Source organism: Fuscibacter oryzae (genome assembly GCF_016765795.1).
GTDB classification, from domain to species: Bacteria; Pseudomonadota; Alphaproteobacteria; order Rhodobacterales; family Rhodobacteraceae; genus Fuscibacter; species Fuscibacter oryzae.
In genome coordinates this window covers 225,465-248,424 of record NZ_JAESVP010000005.1, presented here as the reverse complement: position 1 = coordinate 248,424, position 22,960 = coordinate 225,465, and the positions used below count along the sequence as shown (strand labels likewise).

24 protein-coding genes are annotated in these 22,960 nt (G+C 64.0%); 15 read left to right on the top strand and 9 right to left on the bottom strand.

The window, feature by feature from the left end; all coding sequences use genetic code 11:
• Positions 1-1,092, top strand: coding sequence for an ABC transporter ATP-binding protein (locus JI744_RS11675; protein ID WP_202661091.1), 1,092 nt, complete (start codon positions 1-3; stop codon positions 1,090-1,092).
• Positions 1,064-2,602 (top strand): GMC oxidoreductase, encoded by a 1,539-nt coding sequence (locus JI744_RS11670; RefSeq protein ID WP_236019401.1) that lies wholly within the window; start codon positions 1,064-1,066, stop codon positions 2,600-2,602. The genes JI744_RS11675 and JI744_RS11670 overlap by 29 nt, the downstream gene beginning before the upstream one ends.
• On the opposite strand, the gene JI744_RS11665 is transcribed toward JI744_RS11670, so the two are convergent.
• Positions 2,599-3,375 carry a DeoR/GlpR family DNA-binding transcription regulator gene (locus JI744_RS11665; RefSeq protein ID WP_202661090.1) on the bottom strand — a complete coding sequence of 259 codons (777 nt, stop codon included), beginning with the start codon at positions 3,373-3,375 and terminating at the stop codon, positions 2,599-2,601. The genes JI744_RS11670 and JI744_RS11665 overlap by 4 nt on opposite strands.
• Before the next feature lie 128 nt (positions 3,376-3,503).
• Between JI744_RS11665 and JI744_RS11660 the strand changes: the two genes are divergently transcribed.
• From JI744_RS11660 to JI744_RS11640, 5 genes are all read left to right on the top strand, one after another.
• Positions 3,504-4,511: a glycoside hydrolase family 3 N-terminal domain-containing protein gene (locus tag JI744_RS11660; RefSeq protein WP_202661089.1), complete on the top strand. Its 1,008-nt coding sequence runs from the start codon at positions 3,504-3,506 to the stop codon at positions 4,509-4,511.
• 31 nt (positions 4,512-4,542) lie between these two features.
• Complete coding sequence (locus JI744_RS11655; RefSeq protein WP_236019400.1) at positions 4,543-5,727, top strand: MFS transporter; 1,185 nt, start codon at positions 4,543-4,545, stop codon at positions 5,725-5,727.
• A gap of 131 nt (positions 5,728-5,858) precedes the next feature.
• Positions 5,859-7,205: a hypothetical protein gene (locus tag JI744_RS11650; protein WP_202661087.1), complete on the top strand. Its 1,347-nt coding sequence runs from the start codon at positions 5,859-5,861 to the stop codon at positions 7,203-7,205.
• A complete protein-coding gene (locus JI744_RS11645) occupies positions 7,183-7,701 on the top strand; it encodes a DUF2249 domain-containing protein (RefSeq protein WP_202661085.1) in 519 nt (172 codons plus the stop codon). Before JI744_RS11650 ends, JI744_RS11645 begins: the two co-directional genes overlap by 23 nt.
• 1 nt (position 7,702) lies before the next feature.
• A complete protein-coding gene (locus JI744_RS11640; protein ID WP_202661083.1) occupies positions 7,703-7,984 on the top strand; it encodes a metal-sulfur cluster assembly factor in 282 nt (93 codons plus the stop codon).
• 16 nt (positions 7,985-8,000) lie between these two features.
• On the opposite strand, the gene JI744_RS11635 is transcribed toward JI744_RS11640, so the two are convergent.
• The gene (locus JI744_RS11635; RefSeq protein WP_202661081.1) at positions 8,001-9,200 is read right to left on the bottom strand and encodes an NnrS family protein; all 1,200 of its coding nucleotides are present in this window, start codon (positions 9,198-9,200) and stop codon (positions 8,001-8,003) included.
• Positions 9,201-9,390: 190 nt separating this feature from the next.
• On the opposite strand from JI744_RS11635, the gene nirK reads away from it, so the two are divergent.
• The 5 genes from nirK to JI744_RS11610 all read left to right on the top strand — a co-directional run bounded on the left by nirK (position 9,391) and on the right by JI744_RS11610 (position 13,585).
• Complete coding sequence (gene nirK, locus JI744_RS11630) at positions 9,391-10,515, top strand: copper-containing nitrite reductase (RefSeq protein ID WP_202661079.1); 1,125 nt, start codon at positions 9,391-9,393, stop codon at positions 10,513-10,515.
• 58 nt (positions 10,516-10,573) lie between these two features.
• Entirely contained in the window at positions 10,574-11,377 is an 804-nt protein-coding gene (locus JI744_RS11625) for an SUMF1/EgtB/PvdO family nonheme iron enzyme (protein ID WP_202661077.1), read from the top strand.
• Between the two features lie 136 nt (positions 11,378-11,513).
• Positions 11,514-12,158 carry a Crp/Fnr family transcriptional regulator gene (locus tag JI744_RS11620; protein ID WP_236019399.1) on the top strand — a complete coding sequence of 215 codons (645 nt, stop codon included), beginning with the start codon at positions 11,514-11,516 and terminating at the stop codon, positions 12,156-12,158.
• A gap of 136 nt (positions 12,159-12,294) precedes the next feature.
• Entirely contained in the window at positions 12,295-12,744 is a 450-nt protein-coding gene (locus tag JI744_RS11615) for a pseudoazurin (protein ID WP_202661071.1), read from the top strand.
• 124 nt (positions 12,745-12,868) lie between these two features.
• Positions 12,869-13,585, top strand: coding sequence for a Crp/Fnr family transcriptional regulator (locus tag JI744_RS11610; protein ID WP_202661069.1), 717 nt, complete (start codon positions 12,869-12,871; stop codon positions 13,583-13,585).
• Here the strand turns inward: JI744_RS11610 and JI744_RS11605 are convergent.
• Genes JI744_RS11605 through JI744_RS11580 form a run of 6 tightly spaced genes read right to left on the bottom strand, consistent with a single transcriptional unit; the run spans position 13,578 to position 18,923 of the window.
• A complete protein-coding gene (locus JI744_RS11605) occupies positions 13,578-13,817 on the bottom strand; it encodes a cytochrome C oxidase subunit IV family protein (protein ID WP_202661067.1) in 240 nt (79 codons plus the stop codon). The genes JI744_RS11610 and JI744_RS11605 overlap by 8 nt on opposite strands.
• On the bottom strand, positions 13,805-14,359 hold the full coding sequence (locus JI744_RS11600) for a cytochrome c oxidase subunit 3 (protein WP_202661059.1): 555 nt from the start codon (positions 14,357-14,359) through the stop codon (positions 13,805-13,807). Before JI744_RS11600 ends, JI744_RS11605 begins: the two co-directional genes overlap by 13 nt.
• A complete protein-coding gene (locus tag JI744_RS11595; protein ID WP_202661050.1) occupies positions 14,359-16,281 on the bottom strand; it encodes a nitric oxide reductase activation protein NorD in 1,923 nt (640 codons plus the stop codon). The genes JI744_RS11600 and JI744_RS11595 overlap by 1 nt, the downstream gene beginning before the upstream one ends.
• A gap of 3 nt (positions 16,282-16,284) precedes the next feature.
• Positions 16,285-17,085, bottom strand: coding sequence for a CbbQ/NirQ/NorQ/GpvN family protein (locus JI744_RS11590; RefSeq protein WP_202661048.1), 801 nt, complete (start codon positions 17,083-17,085; stop codon positions 16,285-16,287).
• Between the two features lie 4 nt (positions 17,086-17,089).
• Positions 17,090-18,460: a cbb3-type cytochrome c oxidase subunit I gene (locus JI744_RS11585; protein ID WP_202661046.1), complete on the bottom strand. Its 1,371-nt coding sequence runs from the start codon at positions 18,458-18,460 to the stop codon at positions 17,090-17,092.
• Between the two features lie 10 nt (positions 18,461-18,470).
• Positions 18,471-18,923: a c-type cytochrome gene (locus JI744_RS11580; RefSeq protein WP_202661030.1), complete on the bottom strand. Its 453-nt coding sequence runs from the start codon at positions 18,921-18,923 to the stop codon at positions 18,471-18,473.
• A gap of 130 nt (positions 18,924-19,053) precedes the next feature.
• Here JI744_RS11580 and JI744_RS11575 point away from each other — a divergent pair, with 130 nt between their 5' ends.
• Positions 19,054-19,281: a hypothetical protein gene (locus tag JI744_RS11575; protein WP_202661028.1), complete on the top strand. Its 228-nt coding sequence runs from the start codon at positions 19,054-19,056 to the stop codon at positions 19,279-19,281.
• A gap of 47 nt (positions 19,282-19,328) precedes the next feature.
• Here JI744_RS11575 and JI744_RS11570 read toward each other — a convergent pair whose 3' ends face one another.
• On the bottom strand, positions 19,329-21,599 hold the full coding sequence (locus JI744_RS11570) for an adenosylcobalamin-dependent ribonucleoside-diphosphate reductase (protein ID WP_202661482.1): 2,271 nt from the start codon (positions 21,597-21,599) through the stop codon (positions 19,329-19,331).
• 136 nt (positions 21,600-21,735) lie between these two features.
• On the opposite strand from JI744_RS11570, the gene JI744_RS11565 reads away from it, so the two are divergent.
• Together JI744_RS11565 and rpsD are read left to right on the top strand one after the other, a co-directional pair.
• Positions 21,736-22,164: a DUF1489 family protein gene (locus tag JI744_RS11565; RefSeq protein WP_202661018.1), complete on the top strand. Its 429-nt coding sequence runs from the start codon at positions 21,736-21,738 to the stop codon at positions 22,162-22,164.
• A 158-nt stretch (positions 22,165-22,322) separates the two neighbouring features.
• Positions 22,323-22,943, top strand: a complete 621-nt coding sequence (gene rpsD / locus JI744_RS11560; protein ID WP_202661016.1) for a 30S ribosomal protein S4 — start codon at positions 22,323-22,325, stop codon at positions 22,941-22,943.
• Positions 22,944-22,960 lie beyond the last annotated feature (17 nt).

Sequence of the window (22,960 nt, the reverse complement as noted above, 5' to 3'; positions counted from 1 at the left end):
ATGGCAACGCTTGAAATCGACCGCGTGAAGAAATCCTATGGCCAGATGGATGTGCTGAAAGAGGTCAGCATTTCGGTCGGCGACGGGGATTTTCTGGTTCTGCTGGGGCCGTCGGGCTGCGGCAAATCCACCTTGCTGAACATGATCGCGGGGCTGGAGGATATCACGTCAGGGCAAATCCGCATCTCGGGCGATGTGGTCAACGACCTGTCGCCCAAGGACCGCGACATTGCGATGGTGTTCCAGTCTTACGCGCTTTACCCCACGATGACCGTGCGCCAGAACATCGAGTTCGGCATGAAAATCCGAGGCGTTCCGCCAGAGGCGCGGGCAAAGGCGACCAAGGCTGCCGCCGACATGCTGCAAATGGGCCATCTGCTCGACCGTAAGCCCAGCCAGCTTTCGGGCGGCCAGCGTCAGCGGGTTGCGATGGGGCGGGCGATCGTGCGCGAACCCAAACTGTTCCTGTTCGATGAACCCCTGTCCAACCTTGACGCCAAGCTGCGCGTCGATATGCGGACCGAGATCAAGCGCCTGCATCAGCGGCTTGGCACCACCATCGTCTATGTCACCCATGACCAGATCGAGGCGATGACGCTGGCGACCCGGATTGCGGTGATGAAAGACGGCGTCGTTCAGCATTTCGGCCCGCCGCAAGAGGTCTATGACCGCCCGGCGAACACCTATGTCGCGCGGTTTGTCGGCTCTCCGGCGATGAACATCATTCCAGCCAGTTTGCAGGTGGGCGCGGATGGTCTGGCCGAAGCGGTGGTGTCGCTGCCATCGGGCGAGGCGCGGATCGCGGGCATCCCGCTGTCGGCGGCGGCGCTGAAATCGCATGCCGGGCAAAAGGTGTTGCTGGGCATCCGGCCCGAGCATTTCTCGCTGACCTCTGGGCCGGGCCTTTCGGTGCATATCGACGTGGTGGAACCGACCGGGCCAGACACACTGGCGGTTTTCGCTATGGGCGGCACAGAAGTCATCGCGCGGCTGGAACCCTTTGCGGCGGCGGCGGGCGACCGGCTGACGCTGGCGGTGAAGCAGGAAAAGGTCGTAGTGTTTGATGCCAGCAGCGAAACCCGGCTGGATTGACGCGATGGATGCGGATCTGATCATCATCGGCTCGGGCATCGGTGGGGCGACGCTGGCTTCGGCGCTGGCGCCTTCGGGCCTGAATATCCTGATCGTCGAAAAGGGCCAGCATCTGCGCCCCGCACCCGAAGCGCGCGACGATGTGGCGATTTTTCAGCGCGGCCATTATGCGCCGACCGAAAAGTGGATGGGGTCGGATGGCACGCCCTTTGTCGCCGGCAATTATTACGTCGTCGGCGGCAATTCGAAATTCTTCGGCGCGGTGATGTATCGCTATCGCGAAAGCGACTTTTCCCCGCGCCCGCATCTGCAAGGATCCTCGCCCGGCTGGCCGCTGCGCTATGCCGATCTGGCGCCCTGGTATGACCGGGCCGAGGCTTTGTTCAAAGTGCGCGGCACCGCCGACCAAGACCCGACCGAGCCGCCGCATGCCCAGCCCTACGCCTATCCCCCGGTGCCGGACGAGCCGGTGATGGCAAAGGTCCGCGCGCGGTTGCAAAAGGCCGGGGCGCATCCGTCATCGCTGCCCTTGGCCATCGACATCGACACCTGGCTGGCCGAGGGTAAAACCGGCTGGGACGCTTTTCCCAACACCGGCAAGGGCAAGATCGACGCGGAATCCGGCCCGCTGACCGATGCGCTCGCCTATCCCAACGTCCGGCTGCTGACCGGGGCCGAGGTGCTGCGGCTGGAAACCGACGCCAGCGGCGGGCAGGTGACGGCGGCAATCGCTCGCGTCGGGGGCCAGGAACAACGCCTGACCGCGCGCGGCTTTGCGGTGGCAGCGGGGGCGATCCAGTCGGCGGCGCTGCTGCTGCGGTCGGCCAATGACGCGCATCCCAGCGGGCTGGCCAATGGCTCGGATCAGGTCGGGCGCAATTTCATGAACCACAACTCTTCAGCGATGCTGACGATTGATCCGCGGTTGCCGAACACCTCGGTTTATCAAAAGACGCTCAGCTTCAACGATTTCTACGACAAAGACCCGCAGACTGGCGCGCCCTTGGGCAATGTGCAGGGGCTGGGGCGGATCACCGCACCGATCCTGAAGGCCAACATGCCGCGCCTGCCGATGCCCCTGGCGCGGCTGGTGGCGCGCTATGCTTTCGGCTGGTTCCTGCAAAGCGAGGATCTGCCCAACCCCGACAGCCGGGTGATGGTGAAAGACGGCCAGATCACCATGCACTGGCAGCGCAGCAATATGGCGGCGCATCAGGCGCTGATCGCGCGCAGCAAAGCGGTGATGAAGCGGGCGGGCTTTCCCATCGTGCTGGTGCATACCTTTGGCCGCAAGACCACTTCGCATCAATGCGGCACGGCGCGGCTGGGCGATGATCCGGCGCGCGCAGTGGTGACCCCCGATCTGCGGGCGCATCAGGTGGAAAACCTGTGGGTCACCGATGCCTCGGTCTTGCCGACCTCTGCCGCCGTCAACCCGGCGCTGACCGTGGCGGCGCTGGTCTTGCGCAGCGCGCCGGGGGTTGAGCGGTTCTTGCGGCAGGGCGGTTAGCTGGGCCGCCCGGCAAGATGCACATTGGTTCCCAGCCGCTGAAACATCTCAACCGTCTGCGGGTCTGCATCGGGCAGGATGACAAGGTGATCGACCGCATCCGCCGGGGCCACCCGAAACGGAGCGATGGTTGCGATCTTGTCGCTGGTTGCGGCCACGGCAAGTCGGGTGCTTTGCTGGGCCATCGCACGTTTCAGCTCTGCCTCTGCCGGGTCAAAGGCTGTCACACCGATCTGGCCATGCAGACCGCAAGCGCCGACAAAGAACAGATCGGCATTGATCTGTTGCAGCGCGGCAATCGCTGCCCCGCCAAAACATCCGCCCCGTTCGGCATCGAACACGCCGCCCAGCAGGATGACTCTGGCATGCGCATGATCCGACAGGGCGACGGCAATGGCAGGCGTGTTGGTGACGACCGTGACCGGCAACGCCCGCGGGATCGCCCCCGCAATGGCCAGATTGGTCGATGCCGCGTCCAGAAAGACGATCTGCCCCGGCGCGATCAGCCCCGCCGCCGCCACTGCAAGCCGCGCCTTGTCATCGGCGGCAAGAGTGCTGCGCTGCATGATCGGCCCGGCCTTTGGCGCTGGACCCGCCACCAGCAGCGCGCCGCCATAGACCTTACGGCAAAGCCCCGCCTTGGCCAGATCGCGCAGGTCGCGCCGAATGGTATCTTCGGACACCGCAAATTCCTGTGCGAGATCGGCGGCCACCACGCGGCCATCCCGCTTTAGCCGGTGCTGAATGGCAACGGTGCGTTCTTCGGCCAGCATGTGAGACTCCGCCATTTAGATTGGGTGTGCATGTTTATGCCATATTTTGCGTTATTCTGTCAATTTTGTTGAATAGTACGCATTAACGTGCAAGAAGCGGCGTGCAACCCGTAGTTACTGGAATCACCATGCCCCATTCCATTGCCGAAAATGCCCGTGCCGTTCTGCTGCCCGCTTTCGATGGCACGACGTTAAGCGACGCGACCTTGCGCTTTTTGGATCAGGGAGGCGTGTCTATCCTGCTGGGCGAAAGCCGGCAGGAATATGTGGCGCGGCAGATGAGCGAGGCTCGTCGCAGCAGCGAGACGCCGGAAACCTTTATGGCCGTTACCACACAGGCGCGGGCGCGGTCTGACGGCTTGCTGACCTTCGTCGATCAGGAGATGGGTGGCATTTGCCGTCTGCACGATCTGGTGCTCGGCTTTCCCGATGCCACAGACCTGCCCGGCGCGACGGCAGGTGAGATTGAAGATACCGCATTCCGCATTGCGCAGATGGCTGCCGCAATGGGGGTGAACGGCTTTCTCGCGCCGGTGGTCGATGTGTTGATCGGTCGGAATGATTGGCTGCGGGGGCGCACATGGTCCACCGATGCGGCGCTGGTCGGCCAACTGTCGGCTGCCTATGTACGCGGCGTGCAGCGCGCAGGCGTGCATGCAACGGTCAAACATTTCCCGGGCTTTGGCGCGATCACGGCAGACCCGGCAATTGCGGCCGAGGCGGTCAATCCGTTGACGCTGGCCGAGGTAGAGGCGGCCTTTCCGGCCTTTCAGGCGCCGATTGATGCCGGTGCGGCCTTTGTCATGGTCGGTCCTGCCATTGTGACGGCGCTGGACCCCGAAAAGCCTGCCTTGCGGTCGGGCAAGATCATCTCGATGCTGAAACAGCGGCTGGGGTTCAAGGGCATCGTCATGGCCGATGATCTGGATGGCAAGGCGACGTTGCGCGGCGATTCCGTTGCGCAGGTTGCGGTGGAGGCGCTGAATGCCGGTTGCGATTTCCTGCTGCTTGCCGATATCGGAAGCCAGCTTGATGACGTGGCAGAGGCGATCTGCCTTGCTGCCGAGACGGGAAAGGTTTCCGCCGAAGCCCTTGCCCTTTCGGCAGACAAGCTGCGCGCTTTGGCGCGCGGCTGACGGGCCAAACGCCCGCTAAGGGGCCGTTGCTTTGAAGGACGACAAGACCGTGCAGGCTTGGGTATTTCCCGGATTATTACTTGGCCGTCGCGCCGCCCTTTCGGGGTGCTTTCTGGCGGCGGGCCTTGGCATCGGGACATGGGGTGCCAACTTGCCTGCCTTGGGCCGCCGCGCCAGCATGTCCGAAGGCGATATCGGCATTGTCCTTTTGTGCTTTGCTGCCGGGGCGGTGCTGGCCATGACCAACGCCGCGCGCGTGATGATGCGCTTTGGGGCAGGGCGGTCTGCGGCAACGGCCGCCGCCTTGTTCGGCCTTGGCATCATTGCCGTCACCCAAGCCGCAGACATGGTTTCTGCGGCGCTGATCGCCGTGCTGCTCGGGATCAGCTTTGGCGCGCTTGATGTGACCATGAACAGCGAGGCGGCCAGTCTGGAACGGCATGCGGCTCGCCCGGTGATGGCATCGCTTCATGCCATTTTCAGTCTGGGAACCCTCGCGTCCTCAATGTCTTATGCCGCAATTGTTGCCGCCGGGGGACGCGATGTCCTGTGTCTGGTGCTGGCGGGCACCGCGATTGTGGCGATTGCGCTGTTGTCTTGGCGAGGCTTGCCGCCCGAGGGCAGCCCCGGAAAAAGCGGCGCGGATGCCAAGATCACGGGCACCAGCGTGGCCCTGGCCCGCGTGCTGCTGCTGGGGGGCATCGCCTTTCTCGCATTCTTTGCAGAGGGCGCGATTCTGGACTGGATCGCCATTTATGTCGTGCGTGTTGTTGGCGCGGGCGAAAGCGCGGGGGCGATGGTTTACGCGGTTTTCGCCTGCGCGATGACCTTTGGCCGCCTGATCGGCGACCGCGCCAAGATGCGGCTTGGCGCCCTGCGGCTGTTTCGGATCGGCACGCTGATGGTTGCTTTCGGGTTCACGCTGATCCTGCTGCTGCCTGTTCTTCCGGTGATCCTGATCGCGATCATCTTTTGCGGGCTGGGGGTTGCAAACCTTATTCCGCTGATCTTTTCCGAGGCGGGCCGCTTTGGCGCAGGCGATGGCGGCAAAGCCATGTCACGCGTGATGACGATGGGATACGCCGGAATTCTGATTGGCCCGGCGCTGATTGGCTTTGTTGCAGAGTTTGCCTCTTTGCCGGCCGGGCTGTGGTTGGTGGTGCTGGCGTTGATGGTAACGATGTCGGGCGGCAGGTTGCTGCGTGGCGCGGGCTGACGACGGGGCCGATCTCGTGTGGCGGGCGATCCGTTCCGCCGGGCCAGAAACCCCCGGCTTGTTTGACCGGCATCAAGGACGGGCGGCAGGCAAAGCAGCATAGTGGGTCCATCTTTGCGCGGAAGACCCCGATGCCTGCAAAACAACTTTCACGCTGGACGATGGCCTGGTTCGGGGCGGCACTGCTGTTCCTGCTGCTGTCATTGACCCTTGCGCTGGGCGGAGCCGTGGGACCGAGCGACTGGTCGCGCGGGGTGGGGTTGGCGGGGGTGCATCTTTTCACCTTGGGCTGGCTGTGTCTGGCGATGCTGGGCGCGCTGATACAGTTCGTGCCGGTTCTGGCCGCCCGCCCGCCAGTTCTGCCGGTTCTGGCGCTGCCCGCGCTGCTGGCGGGAATCGGCGGAACGGTGGCCTTGGCGACCGGGTTCCTGTGGCTGGACGGGCATGAGGCGGTGCGCGGTGCTTTCCTTGTGGCTCCGGTCTTGCTGGCGGTGGCATTCGGTCTGGCTGCGGCGATGATCGTGCCTTTGCTGCTGGTTCGTGCCAGCCACAAACTGGCCGAGGTGCAGTTGGCGCTGGTTGCGTTGGCCGCGCTGTGGGCCAGTGGCGCTGCGATGACCTATAATCTTTCCGGGATCGACCTGATGCCGGCGTTCCTGCCCGACGGGCTGGGGCTGCATGTTTTGCTGGGCGTCGCGGGCTGGCTGTCGCTGGCGGCGTTCGGTGTCAGCTATACGCTGTTTGCCATGTTCCTGCTGGCCCCGGAAGGCGGCGCTGCCTTGCGGCTTGCGGTGCGTCTGGCGGCTGGGCTGACGCTTGGGCTGATCCTCCTGGCGGGGATGCTGCTGCTTGTGCAGGGCGTGGTGCCTGCGGTCCTGCTGTGGTGTCTGACCGCGCTGTTGCCTGCTGTCGTGGCGCTTTATCTGGCAGAGGTGGCCCGGATATGGCGCCTGCGCCGCCGCGCCGACCCCGAAGGCAACATGCGCTGGAGCCGGGTGGCGCTGGCCTTTCTTGGGCTTGCGGCGCTGTTGGCGGGGCCTGCGCTGTGGCTGGGGGGCCGTTGGGCCGAGGCTGCAATTTTTGTAGCACTGGTGGGGTGGCTTTCGTTGCTGACGCTGGCGCAGATGGTCAAGATCGTCAGCTTTCTGACCTGGATACAGGTCTTCGCGCCTCTGATCGGGCGGGCACCCGTGCCCTTGGTGCATCACCTGACCGACCCGCGCGCCACCACACGCTGGCTGTCGCTGTGGGGCGGCGGCGGGGCGGTGGGGGGGCTGGCGCTGTTGCTGGTGCAGCCCTTGGTCTTTCGTCTGTCGGTTGCCGCGCTGTTGCTGGCGGCGCTGGGGTTGGGGGCAGAGCTGGTGGCGATCCGGCGGCTTTCCCACCTTGACCCGCAAAAGCGTCCGGCCACGCTGCCGCCCGTCATCTTTCCCGCCCCTGATAAGAGGTCCGCCCATGATCACGCCCGCACCGCTTGACCTTGATGTCCGCCCGCAGCTTGCGCGTGGCGAAGAGCCTTTCGCGGCCATCATGTCCGCCGTCGATGCGCTTGCCGCCGGGCAGGCGTTGCGGCTGGTGGCCCCCTTCCGGCCCGCGCCGCTGTTCAATGTCATGGCCAATCGTGGCTTTGCCTGTAGTGACCGGCAATTGCCCGATGGCGCGTGGGAAGTAACCTTCACCCCGCTGGATGCCGCCCCGCCTGCGGTTGGTCTGGCACCCGGATCGGCCCCCGGTGCGATGCTATGGCCCGATCCGTCGCAGTCGCTGGACCTTTTGGGGCTGATGCCGCCAGAGCCGATGGTGCGGATTCTGGAAGCCCTGCTAGACATGCCGCCCGGTGCCGTGCTGTTCGCCCTGCTGGACCGTGAACCGATGTTCCTGTTTCCCGAACTTGCCCATCGCGGCCATGAATGGGCGGGCAATTATGCGCCCGATGGCACGACCTATCGCCTAATGATCCGCTGCGGGGATTAAGATGGCCATCACGCTTCAGGATCAGATCGAAGACAGGCTGCGCGGGGTGCAAGACCCCGAAACAGGGCGCGACCTGATCGCCATGGGAATGATCTATGACATCCGCGTGCTGGGGGACCGGGCAGAGATTGACATGACAACCACCACACGCGGGTGCCCGATGGCGGATATGCTGCGGCTGGGGGTAGAGGCGGCGGTGCTGGGGGTTGAAGGCATCCGATCAGCCGAGGTGCGGTTGGTCTGGGAACCGCCCTGGACCCCGGCGCGCATGGCGCCGGGCTGATCGCGCGGGCCCGTGGCTAGGCGCCGCGCGGCTGACGGCGGCGCAAGACAAGCATCGCGCCATGTTCCAGAACGAACATTCCGAAGGCGAGCATCCACAATATCCCCGCCGCCTCCATCAGTGCCATCCTCCCCAACACATCCGCCAGTGGACGCGCCAAAGCCGCCGCAAACAGGCACAGATAGGAAAGCCGCGTCATCCGCGATGCGGTCAGCGCCCGCCCGGTATGGCCGCGCGTGACCCGCGTCATCATCGCCAGCATTGTCCCGCCAATCACCCCAACTGTCAGCACATGCAGCGCCGAGACAGGTTGCACCACGCCCATCCCTGCTGCGGCGATGGTCACAAAGCCCAGCGGCATGAAGGCATAGGCCAGATGCAGCACGAACAGCAGCCCTTCGCTCCGCGTGGCCAGCCCTTGCCAGCGCGCCAGCCGGGCAAGGTTCAGCCCGGCGGCAATCAGGGCTGTCACCATCGTCAGCCTTCCCTCTGGCGCGATCGCCCACAGCGCCAGCGCCCCGGCAGAAACCCAGATCACCCCAAGGTCAAAGCGGTTGTAGGGCACCGGAAACCGCGTGATCCCGCGCTGGTTCAGCCAGTTTCGGGTAAAGCTCGGAATGATCCGCCCGCCCATGATCAGCACCAGCACGACAAAGCCCGCAACCGCCGCGCGCAGCCAAAGCGACGGGTCGCCGCCGGTCAGCACGGCGGCATGAAACCCCAGATTGCCCGCCATGACCGCCGCCACCCCGGCCAGCACCTTGAGGTCGTTCCACTTGGCACCCGCAATGATCTCTCTTGCGGCGATGGCCAGCAGGATCGGCAGAAAGGCCGCGTCGATCAGCATGGCTGGCCAGATTCCGGTCAGCGCCGCCCCCGCCATCGCAATCCGCCCGACGGCCCAGATGCCGAACAGCGCCATCAGTCGCGCACCCGAAACCGGCAGGCCGCCTGTCCAGTTCGGAATTGCGGTCAGCAGGAACCCGGCCAGTACGGCGGGTGCAAAGCCAAACACCATCTCATGCGCGTGCCACAGGGGGGCGCCGAAGTCGCCGCCCAGCGGCAGGCCGTGGATAAGTGCGGCAATCCACAGCGCCATGGTCAACACGGCCCACATCGCCCCGCCCAGAAAGAACGGCCTGAACCCATAGGACCACAGCGCCAGCCCCTCTTGCTTTAGCCCACGCGGGATGCGGGGGCGTTTTTCCTGTGTCATGGCAGGCTCCTTGCAATGTCATTCCCCAGACCGATAGGCCGGAAAACCGCGCGCTCTTTGCGCTGCCGCAAGCAAGGCGGCAAATGGGGTGGCGTTGGTTGTTCCGGCACAACGAAGGCGGCAACGGAACCTGTCACTATGGGATCAGCCGGAAAGATCCGGGTCACAGAAGACCGATAGGAGATATGCCATGACCACGTTGCCCGTAAGCCGCCGCACCCTGCTGGCCGGGGCTGCCTTTGCGGGTGCCCTGACCCAGGTGCGTCAGGTCGCCGCCGAAACCAAGGCGGTGCTGACCTCTGCCACGCCGTCGGACGTGGACAGTCTGCCGCGCGTCAAGGTCAAGCTGGTCGATCCGCCCTTTGTGCATGAACATGAACAGGTTGCCACCGGCGGGCCGAAGGTGGTCGAGTTCGAGATCACCATCCACGAAAAGAAGATCAAGCTGGACGACAGCGGTGCCGAGGTTTGGGCCTCTACCTTCAACGGCACGGTGCCCGGCCCGCTGATGGTGGTGCATGAGGGCGATTATGTCGAACTGACGCTGATCAACGCGCCGACGAATGAGTTGCTGCACAACATCGACTTTCACAGCTCTACGGGGGCTTTGGGCGGTGGCGCGCTGACCCAGATCAACCCCGGCGAAAAGACCATCCTGCGCTGGAAAGCAACCAAGCCGGGCGTGTTCGTCTATCACTGCGCCCCTCCGGGCATGGTGGCCTGGCATGTGGTGTCGGGGATGAACGGCGCGATCATGGTGCTGCCGCGCGACGGGCTGAAAGGCCGCGACGGCGAGGCGGTGACCTATGACAAGGTCTACTATGTCGGCGAGCAGGATTTCTATGTGCCGCGTGACGCTGCGGGCAACTGGAAGACCTATGACAGCCCCGGCGAAAGCTATGAAGACACTGTCGCAGTCATGAAAACGCTGACGCCCAGCCATGTGGTGTTCAACGGCGCGGTCGGTGCCCTGACGGGCGACAATGCGATGACGGCCAAAGTTGGCGAAACGGTGGCCTTCATCCACAGTCAGGCCAACCGCGACACCCGGCCCCACCTGATCGGCGGGCATGGTGATTATGTCTGGGCCACGGGCAAGTTCAACAACCCACCGGAACGCGGGCTGGAAACCTGGTTCATTCCGGGCGGCACGGCGGGGCTGATGGTCTATACCTTCCAGCAGCCGGGCATCTACGCCTATGTGAACCACAACCTGATCGAAGCCTTTGAGCTGGGGGCCGCCGGCCATGTGAAGGTTGAGGGCGAGTGGAACGATGATCTGATGAAGCAGATTCTGGCCCCCTCTGCGGTCTGACATCGCATCAGCCGGGCCGTCCCTTGTCGGGGCGGCCCCTTTTCATCGGGGACATGACATGCAGGTATCTGCCCTTCTTATGGCCGGGGCTGCCTTTGGCGCACTGGGCATTTCGTTCTGGCCGCAGACCACGCCGACCGCGCTGCCCGAACTGGTGCGGCTGGTGCCTGCCCCTTTCGCCCACCGGCTGGACGGTGACTGGCAGCAGGGTGGCTGGCCGGTCGATGCGCCGGTGGAACGCGTGACAATCCCCGCCCCGGTCGAGATCATGGCCTTGCCGGTCAGCATGGCAGACTGGCAAACCTGCGTGGCCGAGGGGGCCTGCACCGCTGCGGATGGCCCTGCGGATCAGTCCGACCTGCCGGTGACCGGCGTAAGCTGGATCGACGCCAATGCCTATGCCGCCTGGATGTCGGACCGCACCGGCGATACCTGGCGCCTGCCCAGTGATGTCGAATGGGCGCAAGCCGCAGGCGAATTGTTCCGCGATGATGCTCTTGGCATAGAAAGCGATCCGTCGAACCCCGCCGTTCTGTGGCTGGCCGAATACAGCGCCGAATCCGCCCGCAGCCGCAATCTGGATAGGGAGGTTCGCCCAGTGGGCAACCTGAACGTCAATGCGTTGGGCGTGCATGACATTGGCGGCGCGGTCTGGGAATGGACCTCGACCTGCCTGCGCCGGGTCGAGGTGGATGGCAGTGGCGCGATCCTGCGGCAAAGTGACAGCTGCGGCATCTATATTGCCGAAGGTCTGCATCGCGCCGCGATCAGCGATTTTGTCCGCGACCCAAAGTCGGGTGGCTGTTCGGTCGGGGTGCCGCCCGCCAACCTGGGCTTCCGGCTGGTGCGGGAGGCCGGGTGACGCGCCGCCCGGCCATAAGGCCCGTCGGGCTTTGCATTCCGCTCGTTTTGCGCCACCAATGGAAAGACCCGGTGTGAAGGCGCAAAACTTGGCAATCGACATTTCCCTTGTCCGCAATCTGCCCTTGTTCCGGCAGATGGACTCTGCCGCCTTGTCGCGGTTGATGGTGCGCGCCACCTCGCGGCGCGTGGCGCCGGGGGATCTGGTGTTCGAACAGGGCGCCGAGGCGGTGGCTTTTTACCTGTTGCTGCATGGCCGCCTCAAGGTAAGCCAGGTCACGCCCGACGGTCAGCAGGTCATGGTGCGGGTGGTGCATCCGGGCGATCTGTTCGGCTTTGCCCGTGCATTGGCCCGACCCGATTACCCCGGCACCGCGCGGGCGGCGGTTGAATCCATCGTTGTCAGCTGGCCGATGGCCGACTGGGATGCGGTGGTCGAAAACAACCCCCGCCTTGCGATAAACGCCATGCAGACCATCGGCCAGCGGCTGGATGAGGCCCATACTCGCCTGCGCGAAATGTCCACCCAAGAGGTGGAGCGGCGCGTGGCCCATGCCGTGCTGCGGCTGGCGGAAAAAGCGGGCCGGATCGAAGGCGGCGGCACCCGGATCGATTTTCCCATCACCCGACAGGACATTGCCGAGATGACGGGAACCACGCTGCACACCGTGTCGCGCCTGCTGTCGGCCTGGGAAGGGCAGGGGCTGGTCGAGGGCGGGCGGCAAAAGCTGACCGTGACCGATGCCGAGGGGCTGGCGAAAATTGCCGATCCAGAGATCTGATCGCTGATCATCCGGCGCTGGCCAGAAAAGCGGAATTCTGCCTCTCTCTTTGCGTTTCATCAAAGTCGGGCACTGCGCCAGAGCCTAGACCCTTGCTCAACGGGTCAGGATCGACCCGCTTCGCAGGAGACTGAAAATGAAACTGATCACCTTCCTTGCCGTCCCCGCCTTGGGTCTGGCCTTGGGCCTTGCGCTGGCCGCCCCCGCCCTTGCCGCCGAATTCGAGGTGCATATGAAGAACAAGGGCGAAGCCGGGGCCATGGTGTTCGAGCCGGGATTTGTAAAAGCCGCGCCCGGCGACGTGATCCACTTTATCCCCACCGACAAAAGCCACAACGTTGAGGCGATCAAGGACATTCTTCCTGCCGGGGTCGAAGTGTTCAAAAGCCAGATCAGCGAGGGCTATGACCTGACGGTGACCGAAGCGGGCCTATACGGCGTGAAATGTACCCCGCATTTCGCCATGGGCATGGTCGCGCTGATCCAGGTGGGCGATGCGCCTGCCAATCTTGATGCTGCCAAGACTGCCAAGCTGCCGAAAAAGGCACGCGAGCGGCTGGATGCGGATATCGCACAGGTCAAGTGACCTGCCGAATACCCCCAGCCGGGGGTAAGCCGACGGTGCCCGCAAGGGGAATGTTGGCACCAAGGGTCCGGGCGGGCGTATGTCCCTCGTCCGTCCGGGCCATCTATTCAGAAAGGCCAGACAGATGCGCGTGAAACTGACCGAGGCCCAAAGGCAGATTGCCTGCCAGTCGCGGCTGTTCTCGGGCCTGCCGCCCGACCTTTCGGCCATCCTGCTGAACGCGGCCCATCTGCGGCACTTGCGGCGCGGGCAGGCAATCTTTCACCACGGTGACATTGCGCAATCCATCCACATCGTCACAGCGGGCTGGGTAAAGCTGTACCGCATCGCCCCGAATGGCACCGAGGCGGTGGTCGGCGTGATGACCAAAGGCCAGAGCTTTGGCGAGCCGATTGCCCTGCGCAGGGCCGCCTATCCGGTTTCGGCAGAGGCGACGACCGATTGCGAACTGCTGGCGGTGCCGGCGCAGGCCTTTCTCGACCTTTTGCAATCGCACCCCGAAACAGCGATTTCGGTGCTGTCGGCCACCTTCCTGCATTTGCAGGGGCTGGTCGAACAGATCGAACAGCTCAAGGCGCGGTCGGGCGCGCAGCGGGTGGCCGAGTTTCTGCTGGAGCTTTGCCCGGCCGAAGCCGAAAGCGCCACCGTGATCCTTCCCTATGACAAGATGCTGATTGCCGGGCGGCTGGGAATGAAACCCGAAAGCCTGAGCCGCGCCTTTGTGCGTCTGCGCGACCATGGGGTGCGCGTGAACCAGAGCAGCGCGGCCATCGCCTCGGTCAGCGGGCTGCGCGATCTGGTGCATTCCGACATGAACGGCCCGCTAAGTCGCGCTATCTGATTGCCATGAGTGCCGCGATTGCGGCCAGCCACAGCGCCAGCGGCAGGGTAAAGGCCGCAAGCCAACCGGGCGCGTTCCGCAGATGCAGGAATCCGGCCAGAATGCCGCGCGCCTTTGCCCAAGCCAGCAGCATCAGCCCGGGCACCGCCAGCCGCCCGTCCCAAGCGGCAAGGGCGGTGGTGGCCAGCGTCAGGCCGATCAGCAGCGCCCAGGTGCGGGTCAGCCGGTCCATCCTGTCCCCCAGATCAGATAGACCGGCGGCAGGATCAGCACCCAGACCAGATCCACCATATGCCAGAACATCGCCCCCGCCTGCACCGATTCCGGCCGCGCGCGGATCGCCACCAGCGCCAGCACCGCCACCCCTGCGATGACATGGGCGGCGTGAAAACCGGTCAGCAGGTAGTAAAAGGTAAAGAAAGGATGGCTGTCGATGCCCAGCCCCGCATGCAGGTCACGGGCATATTCCACGCCTTTCAACGTCAGAAAGCCCAGTCCGCCCGCCGCCGCCAGCACCAGCGCGATGCGCGCAGCCCTGCGGTTCCCGGTTGCTGCGGCGCGTTCGGCTCGGGCGGCAAACAGGCCAGAGGTGACCAGAACCACCGTGTTCAGCGCCGCCATCCTGCCATCCAGTTGTGCCTGAGCAGCAGCAAAGCTCTGCGGGTCCAGCGCGCCATTGATCACCATGGCCGAGACCCCGGCCATGAAAACCAGCACCTCTGACAGGATCAGAATCCACAGGATCAATTCACCCGGCAAATCATCAACGCGCATTACAGCACCAGTTGCCGGTAAATCTCTGGCAGCGCCGTGATCAGTCGGTCAAGATCGCGGATCACCTGAAACCCGCCTTGGCCAAAGATGCGCGGGAACCAGCTTTGCGCATCGCGGTCGATGGTGATGCCAAAGACCGCATGGCCCGCGCGCCGGGCCTGCCGCACCGCCATGGCGCTGTCTTCGATGCCGTGGCGGCCTTCGTAATGGTCAAGATCGTTTGGCTTGCCATCGGTGATGACGATCAGCAGGCGGCGAGAGCGGCCCTCTTTTTCCAGACCATGCGCAGCATGGCGGATGGCCGCGCCCAGCCGGGTGTAAAAGCCGGGGCGCAGGGCGTGGATACGGGCCTCGATGGCGTGGCCCATCGGTTCATCGAACCCTTTGCAGTCATGAATCCACACCCGGTCACGCTTCAGCGACGAAAACCCCTGAATGGCAAAGCGGTCGCCGCAGGCATCCAGCCCCCAGGCAAGGGCGGTCAGCGCCTCGCGCGCGATGTCGATGACGGCGCGGCCCGTGACGGCGCTTTCGGTCGAGCGCGACACATCCAGCAGGATCGACACCGCCAGATCGCGCTTTTCGGGCCGGGCCTGTTGCCATATCCGGTCCGACCCGCGCCCGGTGGCGCGCAGATCGGTGACGGAGCGCAGGGTGGCATCCAGATCCAGCTCTTCGCCATCGGGCTGGGCGTGGCGGATCAGCTTGGCCGGGCGCAGCGCCTCGAACTGGCGCTTTACCGCGCGGATGCGGCGGCGGGCGGCCTGATCGGTGATGCCCGCGTAATCGGCGGCAGGTTCGACCGGCGCTGCCAGCACGCGGCAATGGTCGGGCAGCCAGACACCGCCGCGCGCATCCCATTCGGGGTATGTGAACTTGCCGGCGATGCGTTCGCGGTCCACATCCTCGGGCGCAAGGTCCAGGTGCAGTTTCAGCTTGGTGGCAGGGGCCTTGGAAATCTGGCCCAGCACGATTTCTTCGTGGTCTTCGGCGGCCTTCTTGGCATTGTCCAGATCGTCATCCTCGACCCGGCGGTTGATGTTCATCATCTCGGCCCAGGTCAGCATCGCCTCGAACTTGTAAAGGATCAGGCTGTCTTTGCGTTCGGCCTGATCGGCCTTCATCCGGCGCGTCTTGCGGGCGGCGCTGTCGCTGGCTTCCTCTGGCGTGCCGCTGGTGGGCAGGGTGGCCACCTCGGCCGGGTTGCCGGTGGCAAGGCCGCGCAGATCGGGCCAGAGCGGCACCGGCAACACCGGGCGATAGCCCTTTGGCGCGCGCCAATGGGCGGGCGGGGCGCCATATTGCGCCAGCAGTGCGGCCTCGGGCGCGGTGGGGTCGCCCAGCAGATGACGCACCAGCGCTTCAACCGCGGCTTCGGTGCCGCGCAGGGCAGGGCGTTGGCGTTGGGCCAGATGCGCAGCGCACAGCCGCTGCCACAGCGGGCGCATGCCGGGGGCGGCGGTAAGGGTGGCTTGCGTCATTGCCACCCCGGCGGCAATGGCGGCAAGATCGGCGCGCAGCGGGTCGGGTTCAGCATCGAAACCGGGGGCATGGGCGGATGCGGCGGCAAGCCACAGATACAGCGCCTCATTCTCATCCCGTCCCGGAAAGACCGCCAGTTCCACCGGCAGGCGCAGTGCCTCACCGTCAAAGCTGGCGCGGGCAAGCTGTTCGGCATTGTGGGCCAGACGCCGCCGCCACGAAATGCGGTGGCGGCTGGCCTGATCGGCCACCGGCTTCATCTCTACATCCTGCCCGCCGCCAAGGCCGCGAAACAGCACGGCGATACGGCCCCGCATCTCGTCAAACCGTACTGCCGCATCAGGGAAACGCGGCGGCGGGTCCATACGAGAGGCGAGACGGTGCCAAAGTTTGCCGACCGTCTCTTCCGGCTCCCACGGGGCGATGTCGAGATGCGCCATCGGTCAGCCCGCCACTGCCACCACCAGATCCATCAACCCCCTGCGGGTATCAGGATCGTCGGTCAAGGGTTCGATCATCGCGGCGCGAATGGCACGGTTCAGGTCCATTCCCCCCGCAACCAGCGTGGCGGCATAGACGACAAGGCGGGTCGAGACGCCCTCCTCAAGATCCTGGCCCTTCAGCCCGCGCAGCTTGCCCGCCAGCCGAACCAGCAGTGCGACCTGATCGGCCCCAAGCCCACTTTCGCGCGCCACCACCGGAATTTCGTGCTCCGGCTTTGGAAAGGTGAATTCCACCGACAAAAACCGCTGTCGGGTCGAAGGTTTCAGGGTTTTCAGGATGCTTTGATAGCCGGGGTTATAGCTGGCCACCAACATGAAGCCGGGTGCTGCGTGCAGCTCCTCTCCGGTGCGGTCAATGGGCAGGATGCGGCGGTCATCGGTCAGCGGGTGCAGCACCACGGCCACATCCTTGCGCGCCTCGACCACCTCATCCAGATAGCAGATCGCCCCTTCGCGCACGGCGCGGGTCAAGGGGCCATCAACCCAGACCGTCTCGCCGCCTTTCAGCAGATAGCGCCCGATCAGATCGGCGGCGGACAAGTCATCATGGCAGGCCACCGTGTAAAGCGCTCTCCCCAGCCGCGCCGCCATATGGGCGACGAAACGGGTCTTGCCGCAGCCGGTCGGGCCTTTCAGCAGCAGGGGCAGGCGGTTGGCATGGGCGGCGGCGAAGACATCGCATTCGTCCCCTTGGGCGAGGTAGAAGGGGGCATCCGCCCCCGTCACATGGGTTCCGTCCATGGGATCACTCCGCTGCATGTTTGATGACGGGGCCGGGCTCGATCACCTCGCGCCGGGGCACCAGCAGGGCATAGATCAGCAGGTAGGCCCCCAGCACCACGATCACGCCCGCGCCCAGCCGCATCCAGTAGAACAGCGCAAGCTGGTCCTGCACCTCCATATAATACATGCCCATCACCCGTTGCAGATGGGTCTGGATCGTACCGGCAAAGGTCAGCACAAAGGTCATGAATACCATGCCCGACGACATCAGCCAGAACCCGGCCATGTTCAGGACCTGATTATAGGGGTCGCGCTGGCGCAGGATGGGCAGCGCATAGGTGAACAGCGCAAGGTTGACGCAGACATAGGCGCCATAGAAGGCCAGATGGCCATGGGCCGCCGTCACCTGCGTGCCATGGGTGTAATAGTTCACCCCGTGCAGCGTGTGCAGGAACCCCCAGATGCCCGCACCAAAGAAGGCCAGTACCGAACACCCCAGGCTCCACAGCAGGGCCGCCTTGTTCGGGTGATCGCGCCGTCCCTTCCACACCATGACAAAGGCAAAGGCCATCATCGCAAAGAAGGGCACGATTTCAAAGCTGGAGAAGATCGACCCGACCCACTGCCAATAGGCGGGCAGCCCGATCCAATAGTAATGGTGGCCGGTGCCAAGGATGCCCGAGAAAAGCGCGGTGGCGACGATGACGTAAAGCCATTTCTCCACCACCTCGCGGTCCACCCCCGTCAGCTTCAGCATCAGGAAGCCCAGGATCGAGGCCATGATCAGTTCCCACACGCCTTCCACCCACAGATGGACGACGTTCCACCAATATTGCTTGTCCAGCGCCAGGTTCGACGGGTTGTAGAACGAGAACAGGAACAGCAGCGCCAGTCCCCAAAGGCCGATCAGCATGATCGAAGAGATCACCGTCTTGCGGCCCTTCATCACCGTCATCGTGACGTTCCACAGAAAGATCAGCGCAGCAATCACGATGCCCGCCTTGACCCATTTCGGCTGCTCCAGAAACTCCCGCCCCTCACGGCCCAACAGGAAGTTGCCCTCGAACAGGTTGAATAGGTAGGTGACAACCACCCCGGCTGTGCCCAGCACAAGGATGCCAAGCTGCAGATAGGCCGCCTTGACCGAATGGATCTCGCGTTCCGCCTCTTCGGGGATCAGGAAATAGGCGGCACCGAAGAACCCGGTCAGCAGCCAGACGATCAGCGAATTGGTATGCAGCATCCGGCCGACGTTGAACGGCAGGATTTCCGACAGGAAGTTCGGCTCGACATAGATATAGCCGATGACAACGCCCATGCTGACCTGAACGGCGAACAGGGTCAGGGCCACCAGAATATAGGCGAGTGCGATCTTTTGAGATTGGTATTTCATGGTTTTCCCCTTAGCCCGCGTCGTTCGGTGGCCAGTTCTGGGTGTTGATCGTGCCGGTCCAGCGCAGGAAATCGGCCAGATCGCGAATCTCTTCGTCGGTCAGGTTGAACTGCGGCATCTGGCGGCGCCCTTCGACGCCCGAAGGTTGCGCCTCCATCCAGCCTTTCAGCGTGTCAAAGGCGGCTTCGGGGTCATCCTGAACGCCCCAGCGTTTCATCACATTGCCGACCTCGGGCGCGAAATAGGCGCCTTCGCCAAGGATGGTGTGGCAGTTGATGCAGGCCTTGCGTTCCCACACATGCTTGCCGCGGGCAACGCTTTCGGTCAGCGTCGCCTGATTGGTGGACACGTTCACGATGTACCAATGGCCATGGATGAAGAGGCCGATGAAGATAAGGATGAAGAACAGCGACCCGCCGTAAAAGATGTTCCGGGCCATGCTCTTCGTCAGGACGTCGCGCATGGCGAGGATCTCCCGGAGCTGTTGTCGATGCTCTTGGGAATGGCCGCAGGGGACGGTGCTTGCCTTAACAAAAGTCAAGGATACGGAATTAACTTTGCCGCAGCCTGAGCCTGACGAGGGAGGCGACAGTATGGAAACCCGCTGGCCGGTCTGGAAACTAGCCCTGTTACTTTACGTTTTCGCGGCGGGGGCGGTGGCGATCAATCTGTTCATGCTGGGCCTGTTGATGCAGGCCGTGGGCTTTGCCGCCTTGTCGCCGGTTGTCGCGCTGGGGCTATCGGTTCCGCTGGGTATCCCGGCGGCCTGGGCTGCGGGGGCATGGGTACATCGGCTGCTTGCAGAAGCAGAGGGTCGGTAGGCGCACGCGATCCGCGTGCGCCGGCAGTTGCAGCGGTCAGCCGGCCCTTAGCCGCATTTCGAATGGCCGCAGTCGGTGCAGGTCATGCAGCCCTCTTTCATCTGCATGGCATAGCTGCCGCAGGACGGGCAGGCCTTGCCGCGCGGCGTTTCGCCCACCACCATGACCTCGGCCTTGGGGTCCGATTTCAGGCCCATACCCTCGCCCTCGATGAAGCCGATCGAGATCAGGTGCCGCTCGATCACCCCGCCGATGGCAGCAAGGATCGAGGGGATATAGCGCCCTTCCATCCAGGCCCCGCCGCGCGGGTCGAAGACGGCTTTCAGCTCTTCCACCACAAAGGAGATATCGCCGCCACGCCGGAACACCGCCGAAATCATCCGCGTCAGCGCCACGGTCCAGGCGAAATGCTCCATATTCTTGGAGTTGATGAACACCTCGAACGGGCGGCGGTGACCGGCGATAAGGATGTCGTTGATGGTGATGTAAAGCGCATGTTCGCTGCCCGGCCATTTGACCTTGTAGGTCTGGCCTTCCAGCGCCGCCGGACGGTCGAGCGGTTCCGACAGATAAACCACCTCTCCCCCGGTCTGCGGCTGGGCGGCGACCGGCGTTTCGGCTTTTTCCGAAACCGTCAGCACCGAGCCTGTTACCGCATTGGGCCGATAGGTGGTGCAGCCTTTGCAGCCCTGATCCCAGGCGGCCATATAGACCTCTTTGAAATCATCAAAGCTGATGTCTTCGGGGCAGTTGATCGTCTTGGAAATCGACGAGTCGATCCATTTCTGCGCCGCGGCCTGCATTTTCACATGGTCCAAGGGCGGCAGGGTTTGGGCATTGACGAAATAGTCGGGCAGGGGGGCATCGCCCTTCAGTTCCCGCCACAGGCGGACGGCGTAATCGACCACTTCCTCTTCCGTGCGGCTGCCGTCCTTTTGCAGAACCTTGCGGGTATAGGCATAGGCAAAGACCGGCTCGATGCCCGAAGACACGTTGCCCGCATAAAGGCTGATGGTCCCAGTCGGCGCGACCGAAGTCAGTAGCGCATTGCGGATGCCGTGCTTCGCGATGGCGTCGCGCACATCGGCATCCATGTTCCGCATGTTGCCAGAGGAGAGGTAACCCTTGGCATCAAATAGCGGGAAGGCGCCCTTTTCGCGGGCCAGATCGACCGAGGCGAGGTAGGACGCCCGCGCAATCGCGTGCATCCATGCCTCGGTTTGCGCCGCGCCCTCATCCGACCCATAGCGCAGGCCCAGCATCAGCAGGGCATCGGCAAGCCCGGTCACGCCAAGGCCAATGCGGCGCTTGGCGGCGGCCTCTTGCGCCTGTTGGTCCAGCGGGAAGCGGCTGGCATCCACCGTATTGTCCATCATCCGCACGGCGGTGCGCACGAGGTCATCCAACGCGGCAAGGTTCAGTTCCGCTTTGTCGGTAAAGGCCCCTGTCACCAGCGTGGGCAGGTTGATCGACCCCAGAAGGCAGGCGCCATAGGGGGGCAGGGGCTGTTCGCCGCAGGGATTGGTGGCCGCAATCGTTTCGACATAGCCAAGGTTGTTCGCCTTGTTGATGCGGTCGATGAAGATCACGCCCGGCTCGGCGAAATCATAGGTGTTGCGCATGATCTTGTTCCACAGATCGCGCGCCGGGATGGTCTTGTAAACCTTGCCGCCGAACACCAGCTCCCACGGGCCATCGGCCTTGACGGCATCCATGAACGGATCGGTGATCAGCACCGACAGGTTGAACATGCGCAGGCGGGCCGGGTCTTTCTTGGCCTCGATGAACTGTTCCACATCGGGGTGGTCACAGCGCATCGTGGCCATCATCGCTCCCCGGCGCGACCCGGCCGACATGATGGTGCGGCACATCGCATCCCACACGTCCATAAAGGACAGCGGGCCAGAGGCATCCGCCGCGACGCCCTTCACCTCGGCCCCACGGGGGCGGATGGTGGAAAAGTCATACCCGATGCCGCCGCCCTGCTGCATGGTCAGCGCGGCCTCTTTCAGCGCGTCGAAGATGCCGCCCATCGAATCGGGCACGGTGCCCATGACAAAGCAGTTGAACAGAGTGACATTGCGGCCCGTACCCGCGCCTGCGGTGATGCGGCCTGCGGGCAGGAACTTGAACCCCTCCAGCGCCTTGTAGAACTTGGCCTCCCATTCGGCCGGGTTCTTTTCCACCACGGCCAGCGCGCGGGCGATGCGGTGCCAGCTATCTTCGACCGAGCCGTCAATCGGGGTGCCATCCGCCTCTTTCAGGCGATACTTCATATCCCAGATTTGTTCGGCAATCGGGGCGGAAAAGGCGGACATCGGCATTCCTTGGCATATAGGGTGGGGCAGATTTAGGGGAAGCATCCACACTACCCCCAAGACCCTGCGGGGTCAACGGCAACGGGCCATTGAAACCGCCAAAGGCCGCCCTATTGTTAACGCTTGGGGTGCCCGTATGAATCATCTGAACATCATCAAACTTTGCGTCGGAGCCGAAAGCGTGGACGACCTGCTGCACTGGCAGGAACAGAACGCGCCCCTGTGGGGCCCCGGCACGGCAGAGCATGTTACCCGCATGTGGCCCAAGCGCGCCAATGAGGTGCTGGCGGGGGGCAGCCTGTATTGGGTGGTCAAAGGCGCGGTGCTGTGCCGTCAGCGGATCGTGGGGCTGGAGCCGCGCCGTGGATCGGATGGTATCGAACGCTGCGCCATCGTGCTTGACCGCGAGGTGGTGCGCACCGAAGCCGCCGCCCGCCGCCCGTTTCAGGGCTGGCGCTATCTTGATCCGGCGGAAACCCCGCGCGACCTGCCCAAAGGGCGGGTGCATGATGATGCACTGCCCCCGGCGCTGGCGCAGGCGCTCGCCGAAATTGGCCTGCGCTAGCTGTTGACTCCCCCGAAACCCCGGCTATAAGCGCGCCACGGTCCCCGAGGGCAACTTCGGGGCCTGTTCATTGGTGTTGGTGGCTCCCGCAAGGGAATGCCTGTCGCCCTTCGGGGAAAAGGACAACGCCCTTCGTAACGTGATGAAGGAGATCAGCCGTGACCAAACGCACCGCTGCCAAACACAAGATTGACCGCCGTATGGGCGAAAACATCTGGGGTCGCCCGAAGTCGCCGCTGAACAAGCGCGAATACGGCCCCGGCCAGCACGGCCAGCGCCGCAAGGGTAAGCTGTCCGACTTCGGTACGCAGCTGCGCGCCAAGCAAAAGCTGAAGGGTTACTACGGTGACCTGACCGAAAAGCAGTTCCGCAAGATCTATGGCGAAGCTGAACGCGTCAAGGGCGACACCGGCGAAATGCTGGTTGGCCTGCTGGAGCGCCGCCTGGACGCCGTCGTCTACCGCGCCAAGTTCGTTCCGACCGTGTTCGCCGCCCGCCAGTTCGTGAACCACGGCCACGTCACCGTGAACGGCCAGCGCGTGAACATCGCCTCTTACCGCGTGAAAGAAGGCGACGTGATCGAAGTGCGTCAAAAGTCGAAGCAACTGGCTCTGGTGCTGGAAGCTGTCGCCCTGACCGAGCGTGACGTTCCCGACTATCTGGAAGTGGACCACAACAAGATGGTCGCCAAGTTCGTCCGCACCCCGGGCCTGTCGGACGTGCCGTACCCGGTTCAGATGGAACCGAACCTGGTCGTCGAATACTACGCGAAAAACTGATCTTTTCGCCTTGCAGA

Bases quoted from the DNA above. Each gene is read 5' to 3' on its own strand.
- JI744_RS11675 (WP_202661091.1), top strand. From the start codon at position 1: ATGGCAACGCTTGAAATCGACCGCGTGAAGAAATCCTATGGCCAGATG.
- JI744_RS11670 (WP_236019401.1), top strand. From the start codon at position 1,064: ATGCCAGCAGCGAAACCCGGCTGGATTGACGCGATGGATGCGGATCTG.
- JI744_RS11665 (WP_202661090.1), bottom strand. From the start codon at position 3,375: ATGCTGGCCGAAGAACGCACCGTTGCCATTCAGCACCGGCTAAAGCGG.
- JI744_RS11660 (WP_202661089.1), top strand. From the start codon at position 3,504: ATGCCCCATTCCATTGCCGAAAATGCCCGTGCCGTTCTGCTGCCCGCT.
- JI744_RS11650 (WP_202661087.1), top strand. From the start codon at position 5,859: ATGCCTGCAAAACAACTTTCACGCTGGACGATGGCCTGGTTCGGGGCG.
- JI744_RS11645 (WP_202661085.1), top strand. From the start codon at position 7,183: ATGATCACGCCCGCACCGCTTGACCTTGATGTCCGCCCGCAGCTTGCG.
- JI744_RS11640 (WP_202661083.1), top strand. From the start codon at position 7,703: ATGGCCATCACGCTTCAGGATCAGATCGAAGACAGGCTGCGCGGGGTG.
- JI744_RS11635 (WP_202661081.1), bottom strand. From the start codon at position 9,200: ATGACACAGGAAAAACGCCCCCGCATCCCGCGTGGGCTAAAGCAAGAG.
- nirK (WP_202661079.1), top strand. From the start codon at position 9,391: ATGACCACGTTGCCCGTAAGCCGCCGCACCCTGCTGGCCGGGGCTGCC.
- JI744_RS11625 (WP_202661077.1), top strand. From the start codon at position 10,574: ATGCAGGTATCTGCCCTTCTTATGGCCGGGGCTGCCTTTGGCGCACTG.
- JI744_RS11620 (WP_236019399.1), top strand. From the start codon at position 11,514: ATGGACTCTGCCGCCTTGTCGCGGTTGATGGTGCGCGCCACCTCGCGG.
- JI744_RS11615 (WP_202661071.1), top strand. From the start codon at position 12,295: ATGAAACTGATCACCTTCCTTGCCGTCCCCGCCTTGGGTCTGGCCTTG.
- JI744_RS11610 (WP_202661069.1), top strand. From the start codon at position 12,869: ATGCGCGTGAAACTGACCGAGGCCCAAAGGCAGATTGCCTGCCAGTCG.
- JI744_RS11605 (WP_202661067.1), bottom strand. From the start codon at position 13,817: ATGGACCGGCTGACCCGCACCTGGGCGCTGCTGATCGGCCTGACGCTG.
- JI744_RS11600 (WP_202661059.1), bottom strand. From the start codon at position 14,359: ATGCGCGTTGATGATTTGCCGGGTGAATTGATCCTGTGGATTCTGATC.
- JI744_RS11595 (WP_202661050.1), bottom strand. From the start codon at position 16,281: ATGGCGCATCTCGACATCGCCCCGTGGGAGCCGGAAGAGACGGTCGGC.
- JI744_RS11590 (WP_202661048.1), bottom strand. From the start codon at position 17,085: ATGGACGGAACCCATGTGACGGGGGCGGATGCCCCCTTCTACCTCGCC.
- JI744_RS11585 (WP_202661046.1), bottom strand. From the start codon at position 18,460: ATGAAATACCAATCTCAAAAGATCGCACTCGCCTATATTCTGGTGGCC.
- JI744_RS11580 (WP_202661030.1), bottom strand. From the start codon at position 18,923: ATGCGCGACGTCCTGACGAAGAGCATGGCCCGGAACATCTTTTACGGC.
- JI744_RS11575 (WP_202661028.1), top strand. From the start codon at position 19,054: ATGGAAACCCGCTGGCCGGTCTGGAAACTAGCCCTGTTACTTTACGTT.
- JI744_RS11570 (WP_202661482.1), bottom strand. From the start codon at position 21,599: ATGTCCGCCTTTTCCGCCCCGATTGCCGAACAAATCTGGGATATGAAG.
- JI744_RS11565 (WP_202661018.1), top strand. From the start codon at position 21,736: ATGAATCATCTGAACATCATCAAACTTTGCGTCGGAGCCGAAAGCGTG.